This window comes from Sphingomonas sp. PAMC 26605 (assembly GCF_000241485.1).
Lineage (GTDB): Bacteria > Pseudomonadota > Alphaproteobacteria > Sphingomonadales > Sphingomonadaceae > Sphingomonas.
Window position 1 is genome coordinate 1,133,483 of record NZ_JH584241.1, and the last position, 20,204, is coordinate 1,153,686.

A 20,204-nucleotide genomic window follows, 5' to 3' on the forward strand; every position below is an offset into this window, starting at 1 on the left:
GGCCTGCGCAGGGCTCAACTCAAGCGGCGCGCATGCGCGCGCCCGGCGATGATCGTCTGCGCCGCCAGCCGCCCGGTCTGCGCGCTGCCGTTCATGTAACCGGGATAGGCGTCGGAGAGATGTTCGCCAGCGAAGAGTACAGGGCCCGACGCGACCGGCGCCTTCGCCATGCCGTCGACTTCGGTCCAGATCAGCCGGCCGAAGCGCGTCAGCTGCCCGGGGCGGAAATTGACATAGGCCCCCATCGACATGGGGTCACGATGCCAGTTGCTGCGCCGCGCGAACGCGCTCGTCGCGGCAGTGATGCCCGGCAGGCCCGCTTCGGCCTGCGCTGCAAAGCGCTTGGCGAGCGCCGCGGGTTCGGGCGTATCGGCCGCGGCGACTTCGGCGCCGCCGAGGAACCAGGTCCACACGTCGCCGCTAGCACCACGCCCGCGCACGCTGCCGTCCCAGCCACTCGCGACGCCACCGCGCGGATTGGTCTGCCAGATCTCGCCGCCGCGGCCCATCACCTTGTCCCACGGCCGCGCGCTCATCCCGGCCTGGACCTTCATGTTCACGCCGAGCCCGACCTCGGCGATGAAGCGCGTCCACAGCGGCGGCAGCGGGATGCGGAAATCGATCTTCCGCGTGACCGAAGCGGGCGTCGTGACGATGACGTTGGCGGCATCGACGGTCTTGCCGTCCGAAAAAACCAGCCGCACGCCGGGCCCGAACGGATCGACCCGCGTCACGCGACGGTTGGTGGTGATCCGCCCGGTGAGCCGCGCCGCCATCGCTGCGATCAGCGCGCTGCTGCCGCCCTCGATCAGATAGCGTTCGTCGCTGCGGCTGAGCACGTCGATCCGCCGCCCCGAGATCGACGGCAGGTTGAAGATCAGCTCGATCGCCGAGGCCTGGCCCGGCTCGACGCCATATTCGGTGCGCGCGGTCGCCTCCATCAGGCGGCGCACCCATGGATCGGGCATCAGCGCGGCGTGCTTGTCGAGATAGGAGGTGAAGCTCATCGCATCGAGCTCGAGCGCGACCTTGGCGTAATTCTGGTCGAGCCGGACCGAATCGGCATCGATCTGCCCGGCGATTCCGCGCAAGGCGGCCGCGAGCTTGCCCTCGGGCACTTCCTTGCCGTCGCTCAGGATGACGGTGCGATGCGGCGCGCCCTTGCGGTCGAGCAGCGCAAGTCCGAATTCGCGCGTGAGGGTGTGCATGTCGGCATGGTCGGTGTTGACGAGCTGCCCGCCCGCCTCGACCGTCGGCTTGCCGGGTTCGTGCGCGGTGTACATCCGCCCGCCGAGCCGCGTACGCGCCTCATAGAGCTGCGCGTCGATCCCGGCCTGCGTCAGGTGCCACAACGCCGTCAGCCCGGCGATCCCGCCGCCGATGATCGCCACCGGGCCACCACCCGGCGCCGCAAAGGCGGGCCGCGGCAGTGCCGCCGCGACTCCGCTCGCGCCCAGCGCCAGCAACACCGCGCGGCGCGTCTGTCCGGTATCGCCTGGCACCGGCGGAGCGATGCCCGCTTCGCTCAGGTTCGCCTGTCGCGCGTCTTCCAGCGCATGCCAGACCGTTTCGCCACCCCGCATTCCCGTCTCCCACTTGGGCTTTCCTAGCAGGGACGCGCGACAACGCCAGAGGCGCAAACCTTGCCATGACGCCAGCGATCCGCCATGCGGCGCGCCATGCTGCCTTTCGCCCGCGTCACCATCATCGGGATCGGCCTGATCGGATCCTCGATCGCGCGCGCCACGCGCGCCGCGATGCCGAGCGTCGCGCTGACCGGCTACGACGCCGATCCCGACGTGCGCGCGACCGCCGAGCGGCTCGACATGTTCGACGATGTCGCGAGCAGCAGCGGGGCGGCGGTGATCGACGCCGACCTCGTCATCCTGTGCGTGCCCGTCGGCGCGATGGAAGCCGCCGCGAGCGATTTCGCCGCCGATCTTCCTCCCGAAGCCGTGGTCAGCGATGTCGGGAGCTGCAAGGCTGAAGTCGTCCGGGCGCTGACAGCAGCGCTGCCCGACGCGACGATCGTGCCCGCGCACCCCGTCGCCGGAACCGAGCGCAGCGGCCCCGAAGCGGGCTTCGCGACGCTGTTCCACAAGCGCTGGTGCATCCTGACGCCGCCCGAGGGCACCGACACGCTCGCGGTCGAGCGCGTCGCCGAATTCTGGCGGCGCCTCGGCGCCGAGATCGAGACGATGGCGCCCGACCATCACGACCGCGTGCTCGCGATCACCAGCCATCTGCCGCATCTCATCGCCTATACGATCGTCGGCACCGCGTCGGACATGGAAGAGGTCACGCAGTCCGAAGTGATCAAATATTCGGCGGGCGGCTTCCGCGATTTCACGCGCATCGCCGCGTCGGACCCGACGATGTGGCGCGACGTGTTCCTCGCCAATCGCGAGGCGGTGCTCGATATGCTCCAGCGTTTCTCGGAGGATCTTTCGGCGCTCCAGCGCGCGATCCGCTGGGGCAAGGGCGACGAGCTGTTCGAGCTGTTCACCAAGACGCGCGCGGTGCGGCGCGGGATCATCGAACAGGGGCAGGACGACCCGGCGCCGGATTTCGGGCGGACGCACGAATAGCCATTCGGAATACCCCCGCCGTCACCCTCGCGAAAGCGAGGGTCCCGCTTCTTCTACTCAGCGCGGGCCAGGCAGCGGGATCCCCGCTTACGCGGGGATGACGGGCGATTTTCGTTAGCCGCGCGGCGTATCCAGCGCGTTGATCGCAGCATGCACCCGCCGCTCGGCTTCTTCGCGCGGCAGCCCCGGCGGGATCGGATCGCCGAAACGGAAGGTCACCGTGCCCGGCACCTTGGGCCCATGCTTCGGCCACACCAGCCCGCTGTCGATCGCCACCGGCACCACGGGAATCTTGAGCATCTGATACAGGCCGGCGAACCCCGCGCGCAGCTCGGGCTGCTCGCCCGGCGAAACGCGCGTGCCCTCAGGGAAGATCAGGATCGAGCGCTTCGCCGCCAAGGCGGCGCGCGCATCGCGCAGCATTCGCCGCAAAGCGCCAGCCGACGCCTCGCGATCGACGACGATGACGCCATAGCGCTTCGCCGCCCAGCCCCACACCGGAATGTCGGTCAGCTCCTGCTTCATCACGATCGCGGGGTTGCGCAGCATCCGCCCGAGCTCGAGCGTCTCGTACATCGACTGGTGCTTGGCGGCGTAGAGCACCGGCGCGCCGCCGAACGCCATGTCGCCGAAGCGCCCGCCCTCGATCCGCTGATCGATCCCGAGGATATGGCGCGTCGTCCAGCCGTGCCAGCGCGTCCAGAAATGCGTGTGCGCGACGAGTGCGGGCCAGCCGATCAGCGCCGAGATCGGCGTGGTCAGCACGATCGGCACCGATCCGCCGTAGAACAGCAGCTTGAACAGCAGGTTGCGCAGCGCGGTCATTTGGCGGTCCCGATCAGCAACGCCGCGCGCCGCACCAGCAATTTGTTATATTCGCCGATCAGCACGGCATAGCGCGGGCTGCTCTGCACCCCGTCGCCGATCACGCTGGCATCGCCGTCGAGCGCATTGACCAATTCGAGCTTGGCGCGCGCGAGATGCCAGTCCGACGTCACCAGCCGGACCGATTTGTACCGGTGGTCGCGCACCCAATCGGCGGTCTCGTCGGCGTTCGAGCGCGTATCGACCGCCTCATGACCGAGATCGATGCAGCAATGGAACAGCGCCGGGCTGACGCGATATTCGTGCGCCAGTTCGCCCGGCGTCACCTCGGGCGCGACGCCGCTGATCAGCATGCGCTGCCCGGCATGCGCCTTGAGCAAGGCAAGCCCGCGGTCGATCCGCCCGGCCCCGCCGGTCAGCACGACGATCGCGTCGGTCCTCGGGCCGTCGAGCGGCGCGGGGATCGTCTTGAGGAAGATCGCGAAGCCGATCCCGTAGAGCAGCGCCAGCACGGCGAGGATGCGAAGGATCATAGATATTTGCCGAGCGTGCCGAGCACCGCCTGGCGCGCGGCGAAGGTCGCGAGCAGCGCGAAGGCGATCGGCAAGCCAGCGAGCAGGATCCAGTCGCGCGCGCCGAGCGTCAGCCCGGCAAGCAGGTCCGAGCCGAGCGCCGAGAGCTGCCATCCGATCACGCCGACCATTGCAAACGCGCATACGGTGCCGAGCAACCCGCCGAGCAACGTGTCGAGCGCGATCCGCCGCTGGAACAGCCGTGCGACCTGGACGTCGGTCGACCCCAGCATGTGGAGCACTTCGATCGTCGCGCGATGCGTCTCGAGCCCTGCGCGCGCCGCGAGGATCACCACCGCCGCGGTCGCCGCCGCCATCAACAGGACGAGCCCGCCGGCAAGCCAGGTGACCATCGCCATGAAGTCGCGCACCGGCGACATCCAGCTCTCGTGCCGGTCGATCCGCGCCGACGGCGCGACGCGACGCACCGCAGCGGTGACGCGCGCAACCGCGCCCGCGCCGGCCCCGCCCAGATCGACATCGATCATCGCCGGAATCGGCAGGTCGGGATCGGCCGCGTCGCTGCCGAGCCATGGCCGCAACAGCGTCGCGAGCTTGGCATGGTCGACCGCAGTCGCGCGCGTGACGTCTGGCATCGTCCTGAGCGCCGCGAGCGCCCGCGCCGCCTGGTCGAGCCGCTGGGTTTCGACCGGTTCGACGATCTGCACCGTCAACCGCCCCGCCAATTGGCGATCGAGCAGCGTCGCGGCCCCCAGCGTGCCAAGACCAAGCGCTGCGGCCAGGACGGTAAGAAACAGCATGATCGCCATCACCCACGTCATCGCGCGCGTGCCGCGGCTTTCGTCGAGCAGCCGCCGGTCGGCGGTCGAGGCGAGCAGCGCCAGATTCATTCGCCGTTCGCCGGCGGCGGGAAGCGCAGCGAGCCGGTCGGATCGAGCAGGCGGCCCTTGTCGAGCCGCATCATGTGCGCGTTCTGGATCCGCCCGAGCAGGTGGAAATCGTGCGTCGCCACCACCACCGTCGTCCCGAGCCGGTTGAGCGAATCGAACAGGTGGAGCAGCCGCTCGGCCATGTCGGGATCGACGTTGCCGGTCGGCTCGTCGGCGACGAGCATTTCGGGCCGGCCGATCACCGCGCGCGCGATCGCGACGCGCTGCTGCTCGCCGCCCGACAGCGTCAGCGGCTTGGCATCGACCCGGTCGCTGAGGCCCACCCAGTCGAGCATTTCGCGCACCGGCGCCGCGACGTCGCTTTCGGGCACGCCCGAGACGCGCAACGGCAGCGCGATATTGTCGAATGCCGAGAGATGCGGAACGAGCCGGAAATCCTGGAACACCACGCCGATCCGCCGGCGAAAGCCCGGGAGGCGCGCACGCGGCAGCGTCACCGCATCCTCGCCGAACAGCCGGATATTGCCGCGCGTCGGGCGCTGCGCGAGATAGAGCAGCCGCAGCAGCGAGGTCTTGCCCGCCCCCGACGCGCCGGTCAGGAAATAGAACGCGCCGCTCGACAGGGTGAAGCTGACATCGGTCAACGTCTCCTCGCTGGTGCCGTAGCGCAGCCCCACATTCTCGAACTGGACGATATTCGCCATGTGGCGGGTGTTGCTCGCTTCTGATCTATGCCCCTGTGCTGCATCGCACGATCCGCCACGCTGCGACAAGCGCGGACGCATCGCGGCCCTTGCGGGTCTCTGCGCAAAGGCGTAGATTTCGAGACACGTTGCCAGCGGGCGGCAACGGGGCCAAAGCCGTATCATGATCCTCGAATGTACCGAGTGCCACACGCGTTACCTCGTACCCGACAGCGCGATCGGGCCCGATGGACGCACTGTGCGCTGCGCCAGCTGCAAGCATAGCTGGTTCCAGGAGGGCGTCACCGCCGACGAGACGCTCGATCGCGACGACGCTTCGGCGACCGAGGCCGCGGTATCGCCGCCCATTCCCGACGCGCCGCCCCCGGTCGAGCATGCCGCGCCCACCGAGGCTGCAGCGCCGAGCCAATCCGGCTATGACGCCTTCGCGCACGCGCCGCCGTTCCGCGCGCGCCGCAATCCGGCCAAGCGCTGGACGATCGCCGCACTCGCCGCTGGCGTCGTGATGATCGCGGCCTTCGGCGGGATCGTCTATTCGGGTGCCCCAGGCCTCGCGAGCGACCTGTTCCAGCGCAATGCCGGCACCCCGCTCAAGATCGTCAGCAAGCCGATCGACCAGCACGTCTTCAACGGCAACGAGATCTTCGCGGTGAGCGGCACCGTGCTCAACCCGACCGATTCGCCGCAGCCCGTCCCCGACATCCGCGCCGACCTGCGCGATGCGCAACGCCGGATCGTGTTCAGCTGGATGATCCGGCCCGAGGCCAATACGCTCGCGCCGCGCGGCAAGCTCGACTTCAACAGCGCCAAGCTCGACGTTCCGGTCAACGCCAAGGAATTGGTGCTCAGCTTTTCCGGCGAGCCGCCGCGCTGACCCACAGGAAGCGGCCCCCGTGCAGCAGCGTCGCAGTGACCATCCCCGCGCCCGCCGCATAGATCAGCCCGACCGGCCCCATGCCCGCACCGACCAACAGCCACGCCGTCCCGCCGGTGATGATGAAATAGGCAAGAATGCTGTTGAACCCTGCGAAGATCTGGTCGCCAAGCGAGCGCAGCGCATAGACGAAGACGAGCTGCACCCCGTCGAACAGAATGAAGGGCGTCCATACCGGTAGCAGCGCGAGCGCGACGCCGTGGACTCCCGGTGCGGCCGGGAAGGCGGCGACGATCGGTCCGCGCGCGACGAACAACGCCAGCGCCAGCAGCCCGGTCAGCGCCGCGGTCAGCCCGGTCGCGATGAAGGTGCGCTGCCGCGCTGCGCCCGGAACACCCGCGCCGACGACCTCCTCGCCCACCGCATTGCCCACGCGTACGCCCGCCGCCGACGCGAGCCCCGCCGCCGCGCCGAAGGTGAGGTTATGGAGCGAAAAGACGATCTGGAAACCGTGCGCGGTGACCGCGCCGAAATCGGTCGACAGCGCGATCAGGACCGAGAAGCCCGCGAGCTCGAGCCCAGAGGCGATCGCCGGGATCACCCCGAAGCGCGCGAGCGCCACCGCCTCTGGCACCGCACGCGCCCACGAGGCGGGGCCGACGCGGCGAATCCCGCGCGCTGCGGCCGACTCGATCGTCCACGCCATTGCCAGCATCGCGACCGCGCCGATCAGCGACACGATCGCGGTCGCCGTCGCTGCGCCCACCGCACCCAGCATCGGCAGCCCGGCATGCCCCCCTGACAGCGCCCAGGCGAGCAGCGCGTTGAGCGGGACGGTCGCAAGGTTGACCACCATCACCCGCCGCGGTCGCGCGAGCCCTTCCAGAAAGAAGCTCGCCGCGATCAGGATCATCTGCGCGGGATAAGCGAGCGCCATCACCCGCACCACCGCTGCCGCCGGCGCGACGAGCGGCGGGGCGACGCCGATCGCGGCGAGCAGCGGCGCGGCGAACAGCCCGAATCCGATCGCGCCGACCGTCCCGAGCACCGCCGCGAGCAGCAACGCCGCGCGAAAGGTGTCGCCGGTCCGCAGCGGCTCCCCCGCCCCCTCGGCGCGCGACACCGCCACCAATATCCCCGACAGCCACGCCAGGCCCGCGACGATGGTGACGAAGGTCAGCGCGCGACTCGCCCCGAACGCCGCGACCTGATCGGTCCCGGTCAACCCGACGACGATAATGTCGGTGACGCTCAGCAGCGTCCAGTTGAGGCTGGTCAGCATCACCGGCCAGGCGAGCGCGAGGATGCGGCGCGTTTCCGCGAGGATGGAGCTGTGCCGCGCGTTCATGCCAAGGCTGGTACGGCGATTGATCGGTGCGCGATAGGCGTTGCGCTCCCCGAAAGGCTTTGCTAGTGGCGCTCGCCTACCAGCTGCCGGGCTCGCCCGGTGATGTTACGTGCGGCCGTGGCGGAACTGGTAGACGCGCAACGTTGAGGTCGTTGTGGGCGAAAGCCCGTGGAAGTTCGAGTCTTCTCGGCCGCACCACTTTTCATCTGGAATTCGCTGCCACGCACGGGACACCGTGCCGTGGCGGTCGATCCGCGTGCGGCGCGGTCGCGGTTTCTGTGTCCCCTTGCGGATCGTAGCGGCTGGCGTAGCGTTGTCTTTCGAAACCGGATGTACCGCCGGTCTGTGAAAGTCCCGCTTGCCTAGCACCGCCCATATCGCCGCGATCGGCACCGCCGTTCCGGATCATGACATCCATGACGCCTTCATCGCATGGGCGCGCACGCGTTTGCCCGATGCGCGCGCCGCCCGCGTGTTCGATCGCATGGCGGCGCGCGCCGCGATCGGGCATCGCTGGTCGGTACTGCCGATCGGCGACGACGGCGGGTCGCCGGTCGATCCCGGCGGGTTCTACGCGCGCGATCTGCTCCCCGGCACGGCCGAGCGGATGCAGCTCTACGCGCGATTCGCGCCCGCTTTGAGCCTCGCCGCGATCGACGCGTTGCGCGCGCAGGTCGCGCTCGACGGGATCACCCACCTCGTCGTCGCGAGCTGCACCGGCTTCGTCGCGCCCGGAATCGACCAGATCGTCGCCGCGCGGCTCGGGCTCGATCCCTCGGTCGAGCGGCTGCTCGTCGGCTTCATGGGCTGCTATGCCGCGGTCGCTGCGGTGCGCAGCGCGCGCCATATCGTCCGTTCCGACCCGCAAGCGCGCGTGCTCGTCCTGTGCGTCGAACTCTCGACGCTGCATCTGCAGGATACGCCCGCGCTCGAGCCGTTGCTCGCGATGCTGCAATTCGGCGATGGCGCGGCGGCGGCGCTGATCACCGCGGAGCCGGCCGGCCTTGCGCTCGGCCAGCCCTTCGCGACGACGCTCCCCGATTCGGCCGAGCTGATTCGCTGGGACATCACCGATCAGGGCTTTGCGATGCACCTGTCGGGCGAGGTCCCGGCGCGGATCGCGGCGGGCTTGAGCGATCCGGTGTTCGCCGCCGCCGCTACGGGCGGCCGCGCGCCGACCGAAATCGACGGCTGGGCGGTCCATGCCGGGGGGCGCTCGATCCTCGACGCGGTCGAGACCAGCTTTGCCTTGCCCGGCGATGCGTTGACGGCATCGCGCGGCGTGCTCGCCGAGAACGGCAACATGTCGTCGGCGACGTTGATGTTCGTGCTCGCCCGCCTGCTCGCTGGGCCACCGGTTCGCGAGGGTGTCGCGCTGGCGTTCGGCCCCGGCCTCGCTGCCGAGGGCTTCGGCTTCCGGAGCGCCGCGTGATGCTCGAACAGCGCGCCATCGCCGAAGAGTTGATGGACGCCGACGATCTCGCGCCCGAGACCTATGCCGCGGTCGTCGGCGATCTCGCCAAGGTCAATGGCGTGACGCTGGCGGCGCGGCCGACGCTCGATTTCCTGCGCCGGGGGACGGTGGGCATGCGGCGCTTCAAGCTGCTCGACGTCGGCTTCGGCGACGGGGATATGCTGCGGCGAATCGCGCGTTGGGCAGCGCGGCGCGGGATCGACACCGAGCTCGTCGGGGTCGATCTCAACCCGCGCAGCGAGCGCGCCGCCGCCGCGCACACGCCCGCCGATCTGCCGATCCGCTATGTCACCGGCGATTATGCCGATCTCGCCGGGCAAGGCTGGGATTTCGTCGTGTCGAGCCTCGTCGCGCACCATATGGAGCATGGCCAGCTGATCGCCTTCCTGCGCTTCATGGCACGCGAGAGCGCGCGCGGCTGGCTGGTCAACGATCTCCACCGCCACGGCTTCGCCTATCGCGGCTTCCCGCTGCTCGCGACGCTCGCGCGCTGGCATCCGATCGTCCGGCACGACGGCACGCTGTCGATCGCGCGCTCGTATCGCCCGAACGAATGGGCCCCGATCCTCGCCGAAGCCGGCGTTTCCGGTCGCGTCTATCGCGCCTTCCCGTTTCGGTTATGCGTCGAACAGCTGCGCTGATCCTCGGCGGCGGGCCGGCGGGAGCGAGCGCCGCGATCGTGCTCGCGCGCGCCGGCGCGCCGCACCTGCTGGTCGAGCGGAGCCGCGAGACGGGCGATGCGATCTGCGGCGGCTTCCTCAGCTGGCGCACGCTCGAATCGCTCGGGCGGCTCGGCGTCGCGCCCGCCGCGCTCGGCCCGGCGCGGGTGACCATGGTGCGCGTTCTCGCGGGCGAGCGCACCGTCGAGACTCGCCTGCCGCGCCCCGCGCACGGCGTGTCGCGGCGTCTGCTCGACACCGTCCTGCTCGAGCATGCCGTCGCGGCGGGCGCGGCGGTCGAGCGCGGCGTGACGGTGCGGGCGATCGACGGCCTTACCGCACGACTCGACGATGGCGCGGATCTCGCGGCCGACACGCTGTTCCTCGCCAGCGGCAAGCATGACGTGCGCGGTGCGGCGCGCCCCGCCGACGCGCGCGGCAGCGATCCCGTGCTCGGCCTGCGCGTCCGCATCGCCGCGGCGCCGGGACTCGATGCGCTGATCGGCGAGTCGATCGAGCTGCATCTGTTCGATCGCGGCTATGTCGGGATCGTCCGGCAGGAGGACGGCAGCGCCAATTGCTGCCTCGCGGTCCACCGCTCGGCGTTGCTCGAAGCCGGCAGCCCCGCCGCCTTGCTCGACCAGCTCGGGCGCGACCATCCGCGCCTCGGCGAGCGCTTCGCCTATCGCCGCGGCGGCGAGTCGATCGATGCGATCGCCAACGTGCCCTATGGCTGGCGCGCTTTGCACGGCGCGCCCGGGCTGTTCCGGCTCGGCGACCAGGCTGGCGTCATCCCGTCGCTCGCCGGCGAAGGCATGGGGATCGCGATCGCCAGTGGCATTCGCGCAGGCCATGCCTATCTAGGAGGCGGTGCAGCGGCGGCGCCCGGCTTTCAGCAGGGGTTCGCACGTGCGACCGCCCGACCGATTCGCCTTGCCGGACTGGTCCGCGATGCCGCCGAGCGCCCGATCCTCACCGGGTTCGCGCTTCCGCTGTTGCGGCAGGTGCCGGGGCTGATCGAGATTATCGCATCCTTGACCCGGATCGGCCATTCCCGGCTTGACCGGACGCCTCGCTAATTGGAAAATCTCCGCATGGATCACATCACCCTGTCCGAATCCGAGTGGCGCAAGAAATTGAGCCCCGAGGCCTATCACGTGCTGCGCGAAGCCGGCACCGAACGCGCGTTTACAGGGCGTTACGACAACAACAAGGCCGATGGCATCTATCGCTGCGGCGGCTGCGCGCTGCCCTTGTTCGATTCGGCCGACAAATATGATTCGGGGTCGGGCTGGCCGAGCTTCACCCAGCCGATCTCGCCCGAGCGCGTCGTCGAGCATAGCGACGTCAGCCACGGTATGGTGCGCACCGAAGCGCGCTGCGCGCGCTGCGACGGGCATCTCGGCCATGTCTTTCCCGATGGTCCGCCGCCGACCGGCCTGCGCTATTGCATGAACTCGCTCAGCCTCGACTTTCGCGGTCGGGAGAGCGCGGGCAGCGACGAGACGAAGGACTGACCTAGCCGGCAACGGCTTGTCGGCGTGTCCCGCAAAGCCTAACGCTACGCTGCTTCATGGCCCGCTCCCCCGCTTCCCCGCCCCGCCCCAAACGCGCGCCCGCCTGGCGGCGCTGGAGCGTCTTCGTCGTTCAGCTCGGCGCAGGGCTGGCGGTGCTCGCCGCGATCGTGCTCGCGATCACCGTCTATGTCTCGGAAGGCCAGCTGCCGAGCTTCGATGCGCTGAAATCATCGCCCAATGGCCAGATGATCCGCGTCCACGCCGCCGACGGCACGGTGATCGTCTCGATGGGGCCGAGCTATGGCGAATGGCTTCCCTATGACCGCATCCCCAAGGTGATGCGCGACGCGATGATCTCGGTCGAGGATCGGCGCTTCCGCTCGCATATCGGGGTCGATCCGATCGGGATGGTGCGCTCGGTCCAGGTGCGCTTCGAACGCGGGCATTGGACGCAGGGCGGCTCGACCATCACGCAGCAGCTCGCGCGCAACATCTTCCTCAATTCGAACAAGAAGTTCGGGCGGAAGATCCGGGAGGGCATCATCGCGCTCGCGCTCGAGCGCAAGTTCAGCAAGGACGAGGTGCTCGAGCTCTACCTCAACAAGGTCTATTTCGGCGGCGGCGCATACGGGATCGATGCCGCCGCGCGGAAATTCTTCGGCCACGGCGCCGACCATCTCAGCCTGACCGAGGCGGCGGTGATCGCGGGCCTCGTCAAGGCGCCGTCCAATTATTCGCCGACCGCCGATATCGAGGCTGCGCGCGGACGCGCTGGCGTCGTGCTCAAGCTCATGCAGGAAACCGGCGCGATCACGCCGTCCGAGGCGGACGAGGCGCAGATCGACAAGGTCGCCTTCGTGCCCGAAGCGCGGCAAAACAGCGTGCGCTACTTCACCGACTGGGCATTGCCGCAGCTCGAGATGTTGATCGACGAGACGCAGCGTCCGCTCGACGTGTGGACGACGCTCGACCTCAACATGCAACGCGCCGCCGATACCGCGGTCCAGCAGAATGCGCCGCGCGGCGCGCAGGGTGCGCTCGTCGCGATCGATCGTGATGGGGCGGTGCGGGCGATGGTCGGCGGAACCGACTATGTAACGTCGATCTACAATCGCGCGACGCAGGCGGTGCGGCAGCCGGGGTCGGCGTTCAAGCTGTTCGTCTATCTCGCCGCGCTTGAGGCGGGGCACAAGCCCGAGGATTCGATCGTCGACGAACCGGTGACGATCGACGGGTGGAGCCCGCGCAACGACTCGCGCCACAATAGCGGTGCCGTCAGCCTGCGCACTGCTTTCGCCTATTCGCTCAACACCGTCGCGGCCAAGCTCGGCCAGGAAGTCGGCTTCGCGACCGTCGCCGACATGGGGCGGCGCTTCGGCATCACGACCAAGGTCAACACGCATCCCTCGATGGTGCTCGGCACCTCCGAAGTGCGGCTCCTCGACATGACGCGCGCCTTTGCCAGCGTCGGCAACAAGGGTGTCGCGGTCACGCCGTACGGCATCACCAAGGTGACCGCATCGGGCGAGACGATCTACGCGCAATCGGTCGACACCAGCCATGTGCTCGTCGCGCCCTATGTCGCCGCCGAGATGACCGATCTGCTTCAGACGACGGTCAATACCGGCACTGGCAAGGCCGCGCAGATCGGTCGACCGGTCGCGGGCAAGACCGGCACGACCACGTCGAACAAGGATGGCTGGTTCCTTGGCTTCTCGAGCGGACTCACCACCGGCGTGTGGATGGGCCGCGACGACGCCAAGCCGATCGCCGGGCTCCACGGCGGCACCGCGCCGGCCAAGGCGTTCGCGGCGTTCATGCGCGTTGCGGTCGCGCGGCGCCCGGTCGAACAGTTCGACACCAAGGTCACGCTCCCCGAATTCCAGCTCGAACCCGATCAGGAATCCTATTTCGGCGAGGCCGATAACGGTCTGTTCGTCGACGAGAATGGCAATCCGGTCGATTCGGCGCGCACCCCTTCTGCCGGCCAGCAGGTCGATGCCGACGGCAACCCGATCGCACCGCGGACCACCGATCCGCGCGTCGCACGCGGTGCTGAGGATCAGCCGACCCAGGAGCGGCCCGACGACACGCAGCGGCTAGACCAAAGTTGGCTCGATCATGTGCTCGGCCGCGACGGTCAGCGTCCTGCGCCCAATCCGACCCGGCCCCCGCGCGATCGGTCGGCGATCCCGCCGCCCGAGCAGCGCTCTGACGACCGTCAGGACTCGCGCCCGACCCAGTGAAGCGCCGCGCCGTTGGCGCGCAGCCAGCGGCGCGAGTCGTCGGGATCGCGTTCGTCGAGCAGTTCGAGCACGCGGTAGAAGCGCGCGCTGTGATCCATATGGAGCCGGTGCGCGACTTCGTGCGCAACGGTCGAGCGCCGGACGAAATCGGGCATCAGGATCAGCCGCCAGCTGTAGCGGATCGTGCCCGAAGAGGCGCAGCTTCCCCACCGCGTCCTCGGATCGCCGACCGCGACCTTGGCCACGGTAACACCCGCGCGTGCGGCGAAGTCGGCGGTTTCGGCGCTGAGCACGCGTAAAGCTTCGCGTTTGAGCCACCTCGTTACACGTCGCGACACGCCGTCGCGCGTTCCGCCGCAGACCAGATCGGCACCGACGCGCTTGACCGTACGCGGCGCGTTCGGCTCCCAGACGATCGTTAGCGTGCCGTCGCCGAACGGAATCGTGCCGCCGGGCGCGAACGGCCGTGCTTGCGGGAGTTGCGCGCGTTGCTCGGCAATCCACCCGGCCTTGTCCTCCGCCCAGGCGAGCGCCTTCTTGAGCGGCGCGCGTGGTGGCAGGACGAGGCGGACGCGCCCGGTCGCGCTATCGACCGACAATCGCGCGCGCCGTGCGCGCGCGTTGCGGACGACCTCGATCCCGACGCTCACAATTCGCGGTCGACCAGATGACATTCGAGCTCGCCTGCATCGTCCTCGGAGATCGTCCAGCCGCGCACCGATTGTCCCGCGCGGTGGACCGCGTCGCGATCCCCCGAGACGAGATAATGCCACTCGGGCAGCGGCTCGTCGGCCGCGCGCAGGCGATACGCGCAGGTTGCGGGGAGCCAGTCGATCGTCCGGACATTGTCGCGGCTCAACCGCACGCACTCGCTGACATAGGCGTGACGATGCTTGTAGTTCGAACATTGCGCGGTTGCGCGGTCGAGCAGCCGGCACGAGACGTTGGTTGGCAACAGCTCGCCCGTTTCCTCGTCCTCGAGCTTGTGGACGCAGCATTTGCCGCAGCCGTCGCACAACGCCTCCCACTGGCCGCGGTCGAGCGTGTCGATCGGCTCCTCCCAGAACTTGCCGCTCATCGCACCCACCGCTCGAGCTCGTCCGCGACCGCGCGCGGCGTCTTATCGGCAGGCAACAACACGACAGGCTTCCCCGTCGGGTCCACCAGCACCGCAAAGCGGCTATGCGAGACGAGATACCCGCCCTCGGCATTGGGTTTCCCAAGTTCGACCGTAACGCCGTAGGCCTTGGTTACGGGGGCGAGCATCTCGGGCGTTCCGGTCAGGCCGATCATCCGCGGATGGAACGCCGCGACATACGGCTTGAGCACCGCGGGTGTATCGCGCTTCGGATCGACCGAGACGAAGATCGGCACGACGCGCGCCGCGCGTTTGACGTCATCGGCTTCGAACAGGCGAAGGCCGGCGCCGATCGTCTGGAGGTCGGTCGGGCAGACGTCCGGGCAAAACGTGTACCCGAAATACATGATCCGATAGCGACCGGCGAAATCGCGATCGGTCCGCGTCTTCCCGTCCTGGTCGGTCAGGCGGAAAGGACCGCCGATCCTGACGCCGTCGAGCGGAGCGGTGGTCGAGGGTGCCGATCCGCTGCACCCGACCGCCGGGACGGTAAGCAACAGCGCGCCGAGCGTGCGGGCAATCTGGTTCATGGCGCCGCCAGCCATGATCTGTTAGGCCGACCGGCGCAAGCTCTTGAGCTTCTTCTGATCGTGTCGCTCGCCCTAGCCAGGACCTTTTCGATGACCCTCCGCCTCCCCTCGCTCGCCCGTTCCCTGATTATCAGCGGCGTGCTTGCGCTCGCTGTGACGCCCGCGATGGCGCAGATCGGTCAATCGGCCGGGTATAAATTTCTGCAGTCGATCAAGGATGCCAAGAATGACGAGGTCATCGCCGCGCTAGAAAAGCCTGGCGTGACTTTGGTCAACACGCGCGACAGCAGCACCGGCGAAGGGGCGCTTCACATCGTCGTACGTCGCGGCGACATGGCCTATCTCTCGTATCTATTGTCCAAGAGCGCCGACGCCAATCTTCGCGACAACAAAGGCGAAACGGCAATGCTGCTGGCGACCCGGCTCGGCCGCAAGGAAATGGTCGACGTGCTCGCCAAGGGCGGCGGCAACGTCAACCTTGCCAACGCCAGCGGCGAGACCCCGTTGATCATTGCGGTGCAGCGGCGCGACCAAGCGCTGGTGCGCGATCTGCTCGACCTCGGCGCCGATCCCGATCAGGCGGACCACCTGCAGGGCTTTTCCGCACGCGAATATGCGCAACAGGACAAGCGCTCGCCAAGCATTGCGCAAATGATCGACGCCACGCCGAAGAAGGTCCAAAGGGCGGTCTCCGGTCCCAAACTCTGATTGCTCCACGTGGAACAATCTCGCGAATGGCCTATTAGATCGTCGCGGCCTCCGGATCGGCCATCGTGATAAGGCGCCGCGCCGCCCGGCGGCCAAACGCCAACGTGACGCGTTTGCGCGTCGCCGCTGCCAAGGCAGCGGTATGTGCTTCGCGGACAACCACAGCGTCGTACCGATCCGCGACGATGATTCCGGTCCGCTCCGGAAGAAGGGCGGCACCCGACAGCGGTGTTAGATCAAACCCCGCAGGGACCGCCCAATAATAGCGGTCGCAACACTCCAGATATTCGGTCCATTTACCGTCACCGAGCAAATCGGCGCGCGACACCTTGATCTCGACGATGACGATCTGACCGCGCGCGTCGATCGCCATCAGGTCGGCGCGCCGATTGCCGTCGAGCGGCACTTCCCCCATCGCGGTCAGATCATGCCGGAGCAACATGCGGGTCGTGCCACGCGCGACGTCGGCGGCACGAAGCGGCCAGCCCGGCGCCGCAGCGCAAGCCCCATCGAGATCAGGAGTTGGAAGACCATCGGCGATCGGGTTGGGTGCGCATACCATTACCCGCCTTTAGAACATCTCATGAACACGTCCAAGGGGACGCATTCCGTTTACCGATAGAAAAGGTGATTGCCGATCGCGGCAACCTGAACGCGGTGCCAGCCGGGGGCGCTGCGACGCGCGTGGAAATACATCGCGTCCGAGGCCGGGCTGTCCCATGCATCGGCGAGCGCGACGCGGGCAACCGCGACCGCGGTGCGATATTGCTTGTTGGGGGCAATCGCGGGAACATGGCCGCCGCGGACGAAGGAGAATTGACCCGGCTGGGTCACGACCGAGCACACGCCCTTGGGAAAACGGCCTGACTTGGAGCGGTTGAGGATCACTTCGGCGACGGCGAGCTGTCCGCTCAGCGGTTCGCCCTTGGCTTCGAAATAGATCGCGCCGGCCATGCATTGCAGTTCGTCGTTCATAGCGTCGGGGCCAGGCTGTGCGGCAACGGCTGCGTCGAGCGTGCCATAAGCGACGGTATCGCCAGGCTGTTCGGCATCGGATTGGGTCGACGGGTTGGTCTGCGGATCGGTCGACTCGGTCGTCGCGATCGCTGGCATCATCTGTGGCGTCTGCGGAACCGAAAGCGGCGACGGCACGTTGATAGCCCGATTGATTTCCTGGGCGAAGCCAGGCGTGCCGAAGCCGATGAGCGCAGCGACGGTAAAGGTCAGCGTCACGATGGATGCGACGCGATTCGAAAACGACATGAAGACGACTAAAATGCGGTTGGTGCACGAAGAGGGTCGACACAATGTCGCCCTTCCGGACAGCCCCCCGACTGCGTAACCATCCCGGATCGCACCCGGCACGGCACAACGCCCTGACTAAGGGGTGTGGCTATCGGTGGGATGCGCCACGCGGTCAATCACCGAGGATTGTTTCTGCGGCGAATCGTTCCGCCGATGGGATATCCAGTTCGATCACCCATAGATCCGGGTCGCGCTCGCGGCGACGGCGCCAATAGGCATCTCGCGATAGCGAGTCGGCCGGACCGGCTGGCCCAACAGCAACCAAGGATGGTTTGCCACCCGGGTCGAGCGCGCGTTCGAGCATCCGGGACGGGCCGACACTGTCGTTCAAAATCAACAGGATAGCCCCGGAATGGACATCGCCCTTGGCGCGTACCATGCCCATTCCGCCAGCATCGTTGACGCGCTTGAGCAGAGCGGAGACGAGCAATCCCGACGGCAAGCTGCCGTTCATACCGGGCGATACCCCGGCAATCCGGCAAGTGCGATCTGGGAGCGCATGAAGGTTCCCGTGCCACGCGCGGCCTCGTCGCCATTGGCGTCGATCAGCCGCGCTTCGGCGACGAACACCCGCCGACGCCCCGAAATCCAGCGCCCTTCGGCTGTCACGGGTCCGGCACGGAGCGGTTTGGTGAGCAGCAGATTGAACGCGGTGGTGAGCAGGAAGCGATCGGTCACTAAGCTGTTCGCGGCATAGAAGGCGGCATCGTCGAGCATCTTGAAATAGCTCGTACCGTGCGCGGCCCCGCCGGCATGGAAGACGCGTTCGTCGATCGTGAACTGGATCCGGGCGACCCCGGCCGCGGGAATCGTTAGCGTCGAGACGAACATCCGGTTGATCGGCGCTGCAGCGTAAAGCGATTCGAGCGCACGGAAATGGGCTTGCTCGCCTGACGGCGCGGGGCCGGCGCTAGGCGGCATCACGCGCCTGATCAGCGGTCAGCAACGCAACAAGCGCGTCGCGCGACCCCGCCCCGCGCAATTTTGCGACGAACGCCTGGTCGCGCAGCGCGCGCGAGACCCGCGCCAGCGCCTTCAAATGCGTCGCGCCGGCATCGGGGGGCGATAACAGCATGAACACGATGTCGACGGGCATGTCATCGACTGAGTCGAAATCGATCGGCTGCGCCAATCGCGCGAACACCCCGCAGACTCGGTCGAGCCCGGCAAGTTTGCCGTGCGGCGTCGCGACACCGCCGCCGAAACCGGTAGATCCCAGCTTTTCGCGCGCGCTGACAACCTCGGCGACCGCGCTCGCTTCGACTCCATACGCATTCGTCGCTGCCGTCGCGAGCTGCTGGAACAGCGCCTTGCGGTTGCCGGCGGTGACGCGTTCAAGCACGGCGTCGGGCGCGAGAATATCGTGCAGATCGGTCATCTTAGTCCTCGGGCTCGCGCAAAGCGGAAGCTTTGTGCGAGCCCATAGCGCCGATCGATCCTCGGCGAAAGCACGAGCCGAATGCTAGGACATCCGCGTCATGCGGAGACAGCCCTTACGCCTGCCGCTGCGGCTCGACCCAGCCGATCGTCCCGTCTCCGCGGCGATAGACCATGTTGTAGGTGCCGGACCCGCTGTTGCGAAACAGCAGCGCCGCGGTGTTGCGCAGATCGAGCATCATCACCGCGTCGGAAACCGTCGCATCGGGGACGTCGACGCGGGTCTCGGCGACGATCAGCGGGAAATCCTCGGCTTCCTCCTCGGCGGTGTTCTCCTGAAACAGCGTATATCCGGCATTGTCGGCGTCGGCCGCCTGCGCCGCGGCGGCGCTCGCTTCGCCAGCGTTGCGATCCTTGAGACGGCGCATGTAGCGGCGGAGCTGCTTTTCGATCTTGGCGGCGGCGGCGTCGAAGGCGAGATGCGCGTCGGCGGCATCGCCGTGCGCCTTGAGGATCAGCCCCTGCATCACGTGCGCGACGATGTCGGCGGTGAAGCGATTGTCGTGCGGCCCCTTGCCGAAGGTGACTTGAGCCGAGATGGCGCGCGCGAAATATTTGGTGGCGATGCCCTGGAGCCGCTCGTCGACATGGGTCCTGAGCGCCTCGCCCGTTTCGACCTGATGGCCGGAAACCCGAATATCCATGAGCATTCTCCTTACAAAGGCCAGCGTCGCTGTGACGATCGCCGGCGGTAGATGACGCCTGCCGGGCGCCTCGACCCCCCAAACTGGAATCACGCCATGGCCGGATCGCTCCCCCATAACGGGTTGACCACGGTCTTGAGAAAAGCCGCATGGCGCGCTCGCTCGTCCTCGGCGACCGCGAAGATACGGGGCGGGCGGACGACGGTCGCGGCGATCTGGATGCTGGGCGCGGTGTCTTCGACGACTTCGCGCACCAGGCCAAGCCCGATCTGGCGGCCACCGGTGAGTTCGACATAGACTTGCGACAGCAATTGCGCGTCGAGCAACGCGCCGTGAACGGTGCGATGGCTGCGGTCGATCCCGTAGCGGTTGCACAGCGCATCGAGGCTATGCTTGGCACCCGGGTGCCGCATCCGCGCCATCGCGACGGTATCGACCATGCGGTGCATCGCTACGGTTGCGCGGCCGCAGCGCTGCAGCTCGCCATTGAGGAAGCCGAAGTCGAAGCTCGCATTGTGCGCGACGAGCGGGCTGTCGCCGATGAAATCGAGCAGATCCTCGACTCGCTGCACGAACAGCGGCTTGTCGGCGAGGAACGCGTCGCTCAGGCCGTGGACGCGCTGCGCCTCGGCCGGCATCGACCGTTCGGGGTGGAAATAAGCGTGGAAGGTGCGCCCGGTCTCGACCTTGTTGACCATCTCGAGACAGCCGATCTCGACCATGCGGTCGCCGTCGGAAAAGCTGAAGCCGGTGGTCTCGGTGTCGAAGACGATTTCGCGCATAG

Annotated in this window: 24 protein-coding genes and 1 tRNA gene; 9 read left to right on the forward strand and 16 right to left on the reverse strand. The window is 68.0% G+C overall.

Annotated features, from left to right (window positions below; translation table 11 throughout):
• Window positions 1–14: 14 nt before the first annotated feature.
• Window positions 15–1,583: an NAD(P)/FAD-dependent oxidoreductase gene (locus RH90_RS05145; protein WP_010184293.1), complete on the reverse strand. Its 1,569-nt coding sequence runs from the start codon at window positions 1,581–1,583 to the stop codon at window positions 15–17.
• 96 nt (window positions 1,584–1,679) lie between these two features.
• On the opposite strand from RH90_RS05145, the gene RH90_RS05150 reads away from it, so the two are divergent.
• Entirely contained in the window at window positions 1,680–2,588 is a 909-nt protein-coding gene (locus RH90_RS05150) for a prephenate/arogenate dehydrogenase family protein (protein WP_029625054.1), read from the forward strand.
• Between the two features lie 114 nt (window positions 2,589–2,702).
• Here RH90_RS05150 and RH90_RS05155 read toward each other — a convergent pair whose 3' ends face one another.
• Genes RH90_RS05155 through ftsE form a run of 4 tightly spaced genes read right to left on the reverse strand, consistent with a single transcriptional unit; the run spans window position 2,703 to window position 5,540 of the window.
• Entirely contained in the window at window positions 2,703–3,413 is a 711-nt protein-coding gene (locus RH90_RS05155) for a lysophospholipid acyltransferase family protein (RefSeq protein ID WP_010184296.1), read from the reverse strand.
• The gene (locus RH90_RS05160) at window positions 3,410–3,946 is read right to left on the reverse strand and encodes a YdcF family protein (RefSeq protein ID WP_010184298.1); all 537 of its coding nucleotides are present in this window, start codon (window positions 3,944–3,946) and stop codon (window positions 3,410–3,412) included. Before RH90_RS05160 ends, RH90_RS05155 begins: the two co-directional genes overlap by 4 nt.
• Window positions 3,943–4,836, reverse strand: coding sequence for a cell division protein FtsX (locus RH90_RS05165; protein WP_010184300.1), 894 nt, complete (start codon window positions 4,834–4,836; stop codon window positions 3,943–3,945). The genes RH90_RS05160 and RH90_RS05165 overlap by 4 nt, the downstream gene beginning before the upstream one ends.
• The gene (ftsE, locus tag RH90_RS05170; RefSeq protein WP_010184301.1) at window positions 4,833–5,540 is read right to left on the reverse strand and encodes a cell division ATP-binding protein FtsE; all 708 of its coding nucleotides are present in this window, start codon (window positions 5,538–5,540) and stop codon (window positions 4,833–4,835) included. The genes RH90_RS05165 and ftsE overlap by 4 nt, the downstream gene beginning before the upstream one ends.
• Window positions 5,541–5,703: 163 nt before the next feature.
• Between ftsE and RH90_RS05175 the strand changes: the two genes are divergently transcribed.
• Window positions 5,704–6,414, forward strand: a complete 711-nt coding sequence (locus RH90_RS05175; protein ID WP_010184303.1) for an MJ0042-type zinc finger domain-containing protein — start codon at window positions 5,704–5,706, stop codon at window positions 6,412–6,414.
• Here the strand turns inward: RH90_RS05175 and RH90_RS05180 are convergent.
• Window positions 6,386–7,762, reverse strand: a complete 1,377-nt coding sequence (locus tag RH90_RS05180; protein WP_010184304.1) for an MATE family efflux transporter — start codon at window positions 7,760–7,762, stop codon at window positions 6,386–6,388. The two genes, RH90_RS05175 and RH90_RS05180, sit on opposite strands and share 29 nt — an antisense overlap.
• A 111-nt stretch (window positions 7,763–7,873) precedes the next feature.
• Between RH90_RS05180 and RH90_RS05185 the strand changes: the two genes are divergently transcribed.
• The 6 genes from RH90_RS05185 to RH90_RS05210 all read left to right on the forward strand — a co-directional run bounded on the left by RH90_RS05185 (window position 7,874) and on the right by RH90_RS05210 (window position 13,658).
• Window positions 7,874–7,960: transfer RNA gene (locus RH90_RS05185), tRNA-Leu, on the forward strand.
• A gap of 160 nt (window positions 7,961–8,120) precedes the next feature.
• Window positions 8,121–9,194, forward strand: coding sequence for a type III polyketide synthase (locus RH90_RS05190; RefSeq protein ID WP_010184306.1), 1,074 nt, complete (start codon window positions 8,121–8,123; stop codon window positions 9,192–9,194).
• The gene (locus RH90_RS05195) at window positions 9,191–9,877 is read left to right on the forward strand and encodes a methyltransferase domain-containing protein (RefSeq protein ID WP_029625055.1); all 687 of its coding nucleotides are present in this window, start codon (window positions 9,191–9,193) and stop codon (window positions 9,875–9,877) included. The genes RH90_RS05190 and RH90_RS05195 overlap by 4 nt, the downstream gene beginning before the upstream one ends.
• Entirely contained in the window at window positions 9,856–10,974 is a 1,119-nt protein-coding gene (locus RH90_RS05200; RefSeq protein WP_010184308.1) for an NAD(P)/FAD-dependent oxidoreductase, read from the forward strand. Before RH90_RS05195 ends, RH90_RS05200 begins: the two co-directional genes overlap by 22 nt.
• A gap of 15 nt (window positions 10,975–10,989) precedes the next feature.
• The gene (gene msrB / locus RH90_RS05205) at window positions 10,990–11,412 is read left to right on the forward strand and encodes a peptide-methionine (R)-S-oxide reductase MsrB (protein WP_010184309.1); all 423 of its coding nucleotides are present in this window, start codon (window positions 10,990–10,992) and stop codon (window positions 11,410–11,412) included.
• Window positions 11,413–11,468: 56 nt separating this feature from the next.
• Window positions 11,469–13,658: a transglycosylase domain-containing protein gene (locus RH90_RS05210; protein WP_010184310.1), complete on the forward strand. Its 2,190-nt coding sequence runs from the start codon at window positions 11,469–11,471 to the stop codon at window positions 13,656–13,658.
• Here the strand turns inward: RH90_RS05210 and RH90_RS05215 are convergent.
• The 3 genes from RH90_RS05215 to RH90_RS05225 are packed head-to-tail and all read right to left on the reverse strand — an operon-like array spanning window position 13,634 to window position 15,326.
• Window positions 13,634–14,308 carry a M48 family metallopeptidase gene (locus RH90_RS05215; protein WP_010184311.1) on the reverse strand — a complete coding sequence of 225 codons (675 nt, stop codon included), beginning with the start codon at window positions 14,306–14,308 and terminating at the stop codon, window positions 13,634–13,636. The genes RH90_RS05210 and RH90_RS05215 overlap by 25 nt on opposite strands.
• A complete protein-coding gene (locus RH90_RS05220) occupies window positions 14,305–14,736 on the reverse strand; it encodes a YcgN family cysteine cluster protein (RefSeq protein ID WP_037492651.1) in 432 nt (143 codons plus the stop codon). Before RH90_RS05220 ends, RH90_RS05215 begins: the two co-directional genes overlap by 4 nt.
• Window positions 14,733–15,326 carry an SCO family protein gene (locus RH90_RS05225; protein ID WP_037493134.1) on the reverse strand — a complete coding sequence of 198 codons (594 nt, stop codon included), beginning with the start codon at window positions 15,324–15,326 and terminating at the stop codon, window positions 14,733–14,735. The genes RH90_RS05220 and RH90_RS05225 overlap by 4 nt, the downstream gene beginning before the upstream one ends.
• Before the next feature lie 90 nt (window positions 15,327–15,416).
• Here RH90_RS05225 and RH90_RS05230 point away from each other — a divergent pair, with 90 nt between their 5' ends.
• Window positions 15,417–16,034, forward strand: coding sequence for an ankyrin repeat domain-containing protein (locus RH90_RS05230; RefSeq protein ID WP_010184316.1), 618 nt, complete (start codon window positions 15,417–15,419; stop codon window positions 16,032–16,034).
• A 34-nt stretch (window positions 16,035–16,068) separates the two neighbouring features.
• Here RH90_RS05230 and RH90_RS05235 read toward each other — a convergent pair whose 3' ends face one another.
• The 7 genes from RH90_RS05235 to dnaQ all read right to left on the reverse strand — a co-directional run bounded on the left by RH90_RS05235 (window position 16,069) and on the right by dnaQ (window position 20,202).
• On the reverse strand, window positions 16,069–16,596 hold the full coding sequence (locus tag RH90_RS05235) for an MmcB family DNA repair protein (RefSeq protein WP_010184317.1): 528 nt from the start codon (window positions 16,594–16,596) through the stop codon (window positions 16,069–16,071).
• Between the two features lie 50 nt (window positions 16,597–16,646).
• The gene (locus RH90_RS05240) at window positions 16,647–17,297 is read right to left on the reverse strand and encodes a cell wall hydrolase (RefSeq protein ID WP_010184318.1); all 651 of its coding nucleotides are present in this window, start codon (window positions 17,295–17,297) and stop codon (window positions 16,647–16,649) included.
• A 154-nt stretch (window positions 17,298–17,451) separates the two neighbouring features.
• On the reverse strand, window positions 17,452–17,793 hold the full coding sequence (locus RH90_RS05245; protein WP_010184319.1) for a DUF1491 family protein: 342 nt from the start codon (window positions 17,791–17,793) through the stop codon (window positions 17,452–17,454).
• Window positions 17,790–18,260 (reverse strand): PaaI family thioesterase, encoded by a 471-nt coding sequence (locus RH90_RS05250; protein WP_010184320.1) that lies wholly within the window; start codon window positions 18,258–18,260, stop codon window positions 17,790–17,792. Before RH90_RS05250 ends, RH90_RS05245 begins: the two co-directional genes overlap by 4 nt.
• A complete protein-coding gene (locus RH90_RS05255) occupies window positions 18,250–18,717 on the reverse strand; it encodes a PTS sugar transporter subunit IIA (RefSeq protein ID WP_010184321.1) in 468 nt (155 codons plus the stop codon). Before RH90_RS05255 ends, RH90_RS05250 begins: the two co-directional genes overlap by 11 nt.
• A gap of 115 nt (window positions 18,718–18,832) precedes the next feature.
• Window positions 18,833–19,420: a ribosome hibernation-promoting factor, HPF/YfiA family gene (gene hpf / locus RH90_RS05260; protein WP_010184322.1), complete on the reverse strand. Its 588-nt coding sequence runs from the start codon at window positions 19,418–19,420 to the stop codon at window positions 18,833–18,835.
• 89 nt (window positions 19,421–19,509) lie between these two features.
• Window positions 19,510–20,202, reverse strand: a complete 693-nt coding sequence (gene dnaQ / locus RH90_RS05265; RefSeq protein ID WP_010184324.1) for a DNA polymerase III subunit epsilon — start codon at window positions 20,200–20,202, stop codon at window positions 19,510–19,512.
• Between the last annotated feature and the right edge of the window lie 2 nt (window positions 20,203–20,204).

Coding starts and splice junctions, on each gene's coding strand:
- RH90_RS05165 (WP_010184300.1), bottom strand. CDS start 4,836: ATGAATCTGGCGCTGCTCGCCTCGACCGCCGACCGGCGGCTGCTCGAC.
- msrB (WP_010184309.1), top strand. CDS start 10,990: ATGGATCACATCACCCTGTCCGAATCCGAGTGGCGCAAGAAATTGAGC.
- RH90_RS05180 (WP_010184304.1), bottom strand. CDS start 7,762: ATGAACGCGCGGCACAGCTCCATCCTCGCGGAAACGCGCCGCATCCTC.
- ftsE (WP_010184301.1), bottom strand. CDS start 5,540: ATGGCGAATATCGTCCAGTTCGAGAATGTGGGGCTGCGCTACGGCACC.
- RH90_RS05240 (WP_010184318.1), bottom strand. CDS start 17,297: ATGTCGTTTTCGAATCGCGTCGCATCCATCGTGACGCTGACCTTTACC.
- RH90_RS05150 (WP_029625054.1), top strand. CDS start 1,680: ATGCTGCCTTTCGCCCGCGTCACCATCATCGGGATCGGCCTGATCGGA.
- hpf (WP_010184322.1), bottom strand. CDS start 19,420: ATGGATATTCGGGTTTCCGGCCATCAGGTCGAAACGGGCGAGGCGCTC.
- RH90_RS05255 (WP_010184321.1), bottom strand. CDS start 18,717: ATGACCGATCTGCACGATATTCTCGCGCCCGACGCCGTGCTTGAACGC.
- RH90_RS05235 (WP_010184317.1), bottom strand. CDS start 16,596: ATGGTATGCGCACCCAACCCGATCGCCGATGGTCTTCCAACTCCTGAT.
- RH90_RS05230 (WP_010184316.1), top strand. CDS start 15,417: ATGACCCTCCGCCTCCCCTCGCTCGCCCGTTCCCTGATTATCAGCGGC.
- RH90_RS05145 (WP_010184293.1), bottom strand. CDS start 1,583: ATGCGGGGTGGCGAAACGGTCTGGCATGCGCTGGAAGACGCGCGACAG.
- RH90_RS05225 (WP_037493134.1), bottom strand. CDS start 15,326: ATGAACCAGATTGCCCGCACGCTCGGCGCGCTGTTGCTTACCGTCCCG.
- RH90_RS05250 (WP_010184320.1), bottom strand. CDS start 18,260: ATGCCGCCTAGCGCCGGCCCCGCGCCGTCAGGCGAGCAAGCCCATTTC.
- dnaQ (WP_010184324.1), bottom strand. CDS start 20,202: ATGCGCGAAATCGTCTTCGACACCGAGACCACCGGCTTCAGCTTTTCC.
- RH90_RS05220 (WP_037492651.1), bottom strand. CDS start 14,736: ATGAGCGGCAAGTTCTGGGAGGAGCCGATCGACACGCTCGACCGCGGC.
- RH90_RS05210 (WP_010184310.1), top strand. CDS start 11,469: ATGGCCCGCTCCCCCGCTTCCCCGCCCCGCCCCAAACGCGCGCCCGCC.
- RH90_RS05200 (WP_010184308.1), top strand. CDS start 9,856: ATGCGTCGAACAGCTGCGCTGATCCTCGGCGGCGGGCCGGCGGGAGCG.
- RH90_RS05245 (WP_010184319.1), bottom strand. CDS start 17,793: ATGAACGGCAGCTTGCCGTCGGGATTGCTCGTCTCCGCTCTGCTCAAG.
- RH90_RS05155 (WP_010184296.1), bottom strand. CDS start 3,413: ATGACCGCGCTGCGCAACCTGCTGTTCAAGCTGCTGTTCTACGGCGGA.
- RH90_RS05160 (WP_010184298.1), bottom strand. CDS start 3,946: ATGATCCTTCGCATCCTCGCCGTGCTGGCGCTGCTCTACGGGATCGGC.
- RH90_RS05175 (WP_010184303.1), top strand. CDS start 5,704: ATGATCCTCGAATGTACCGAGTGCCACACGCGTTACCTCGTACCCGAC.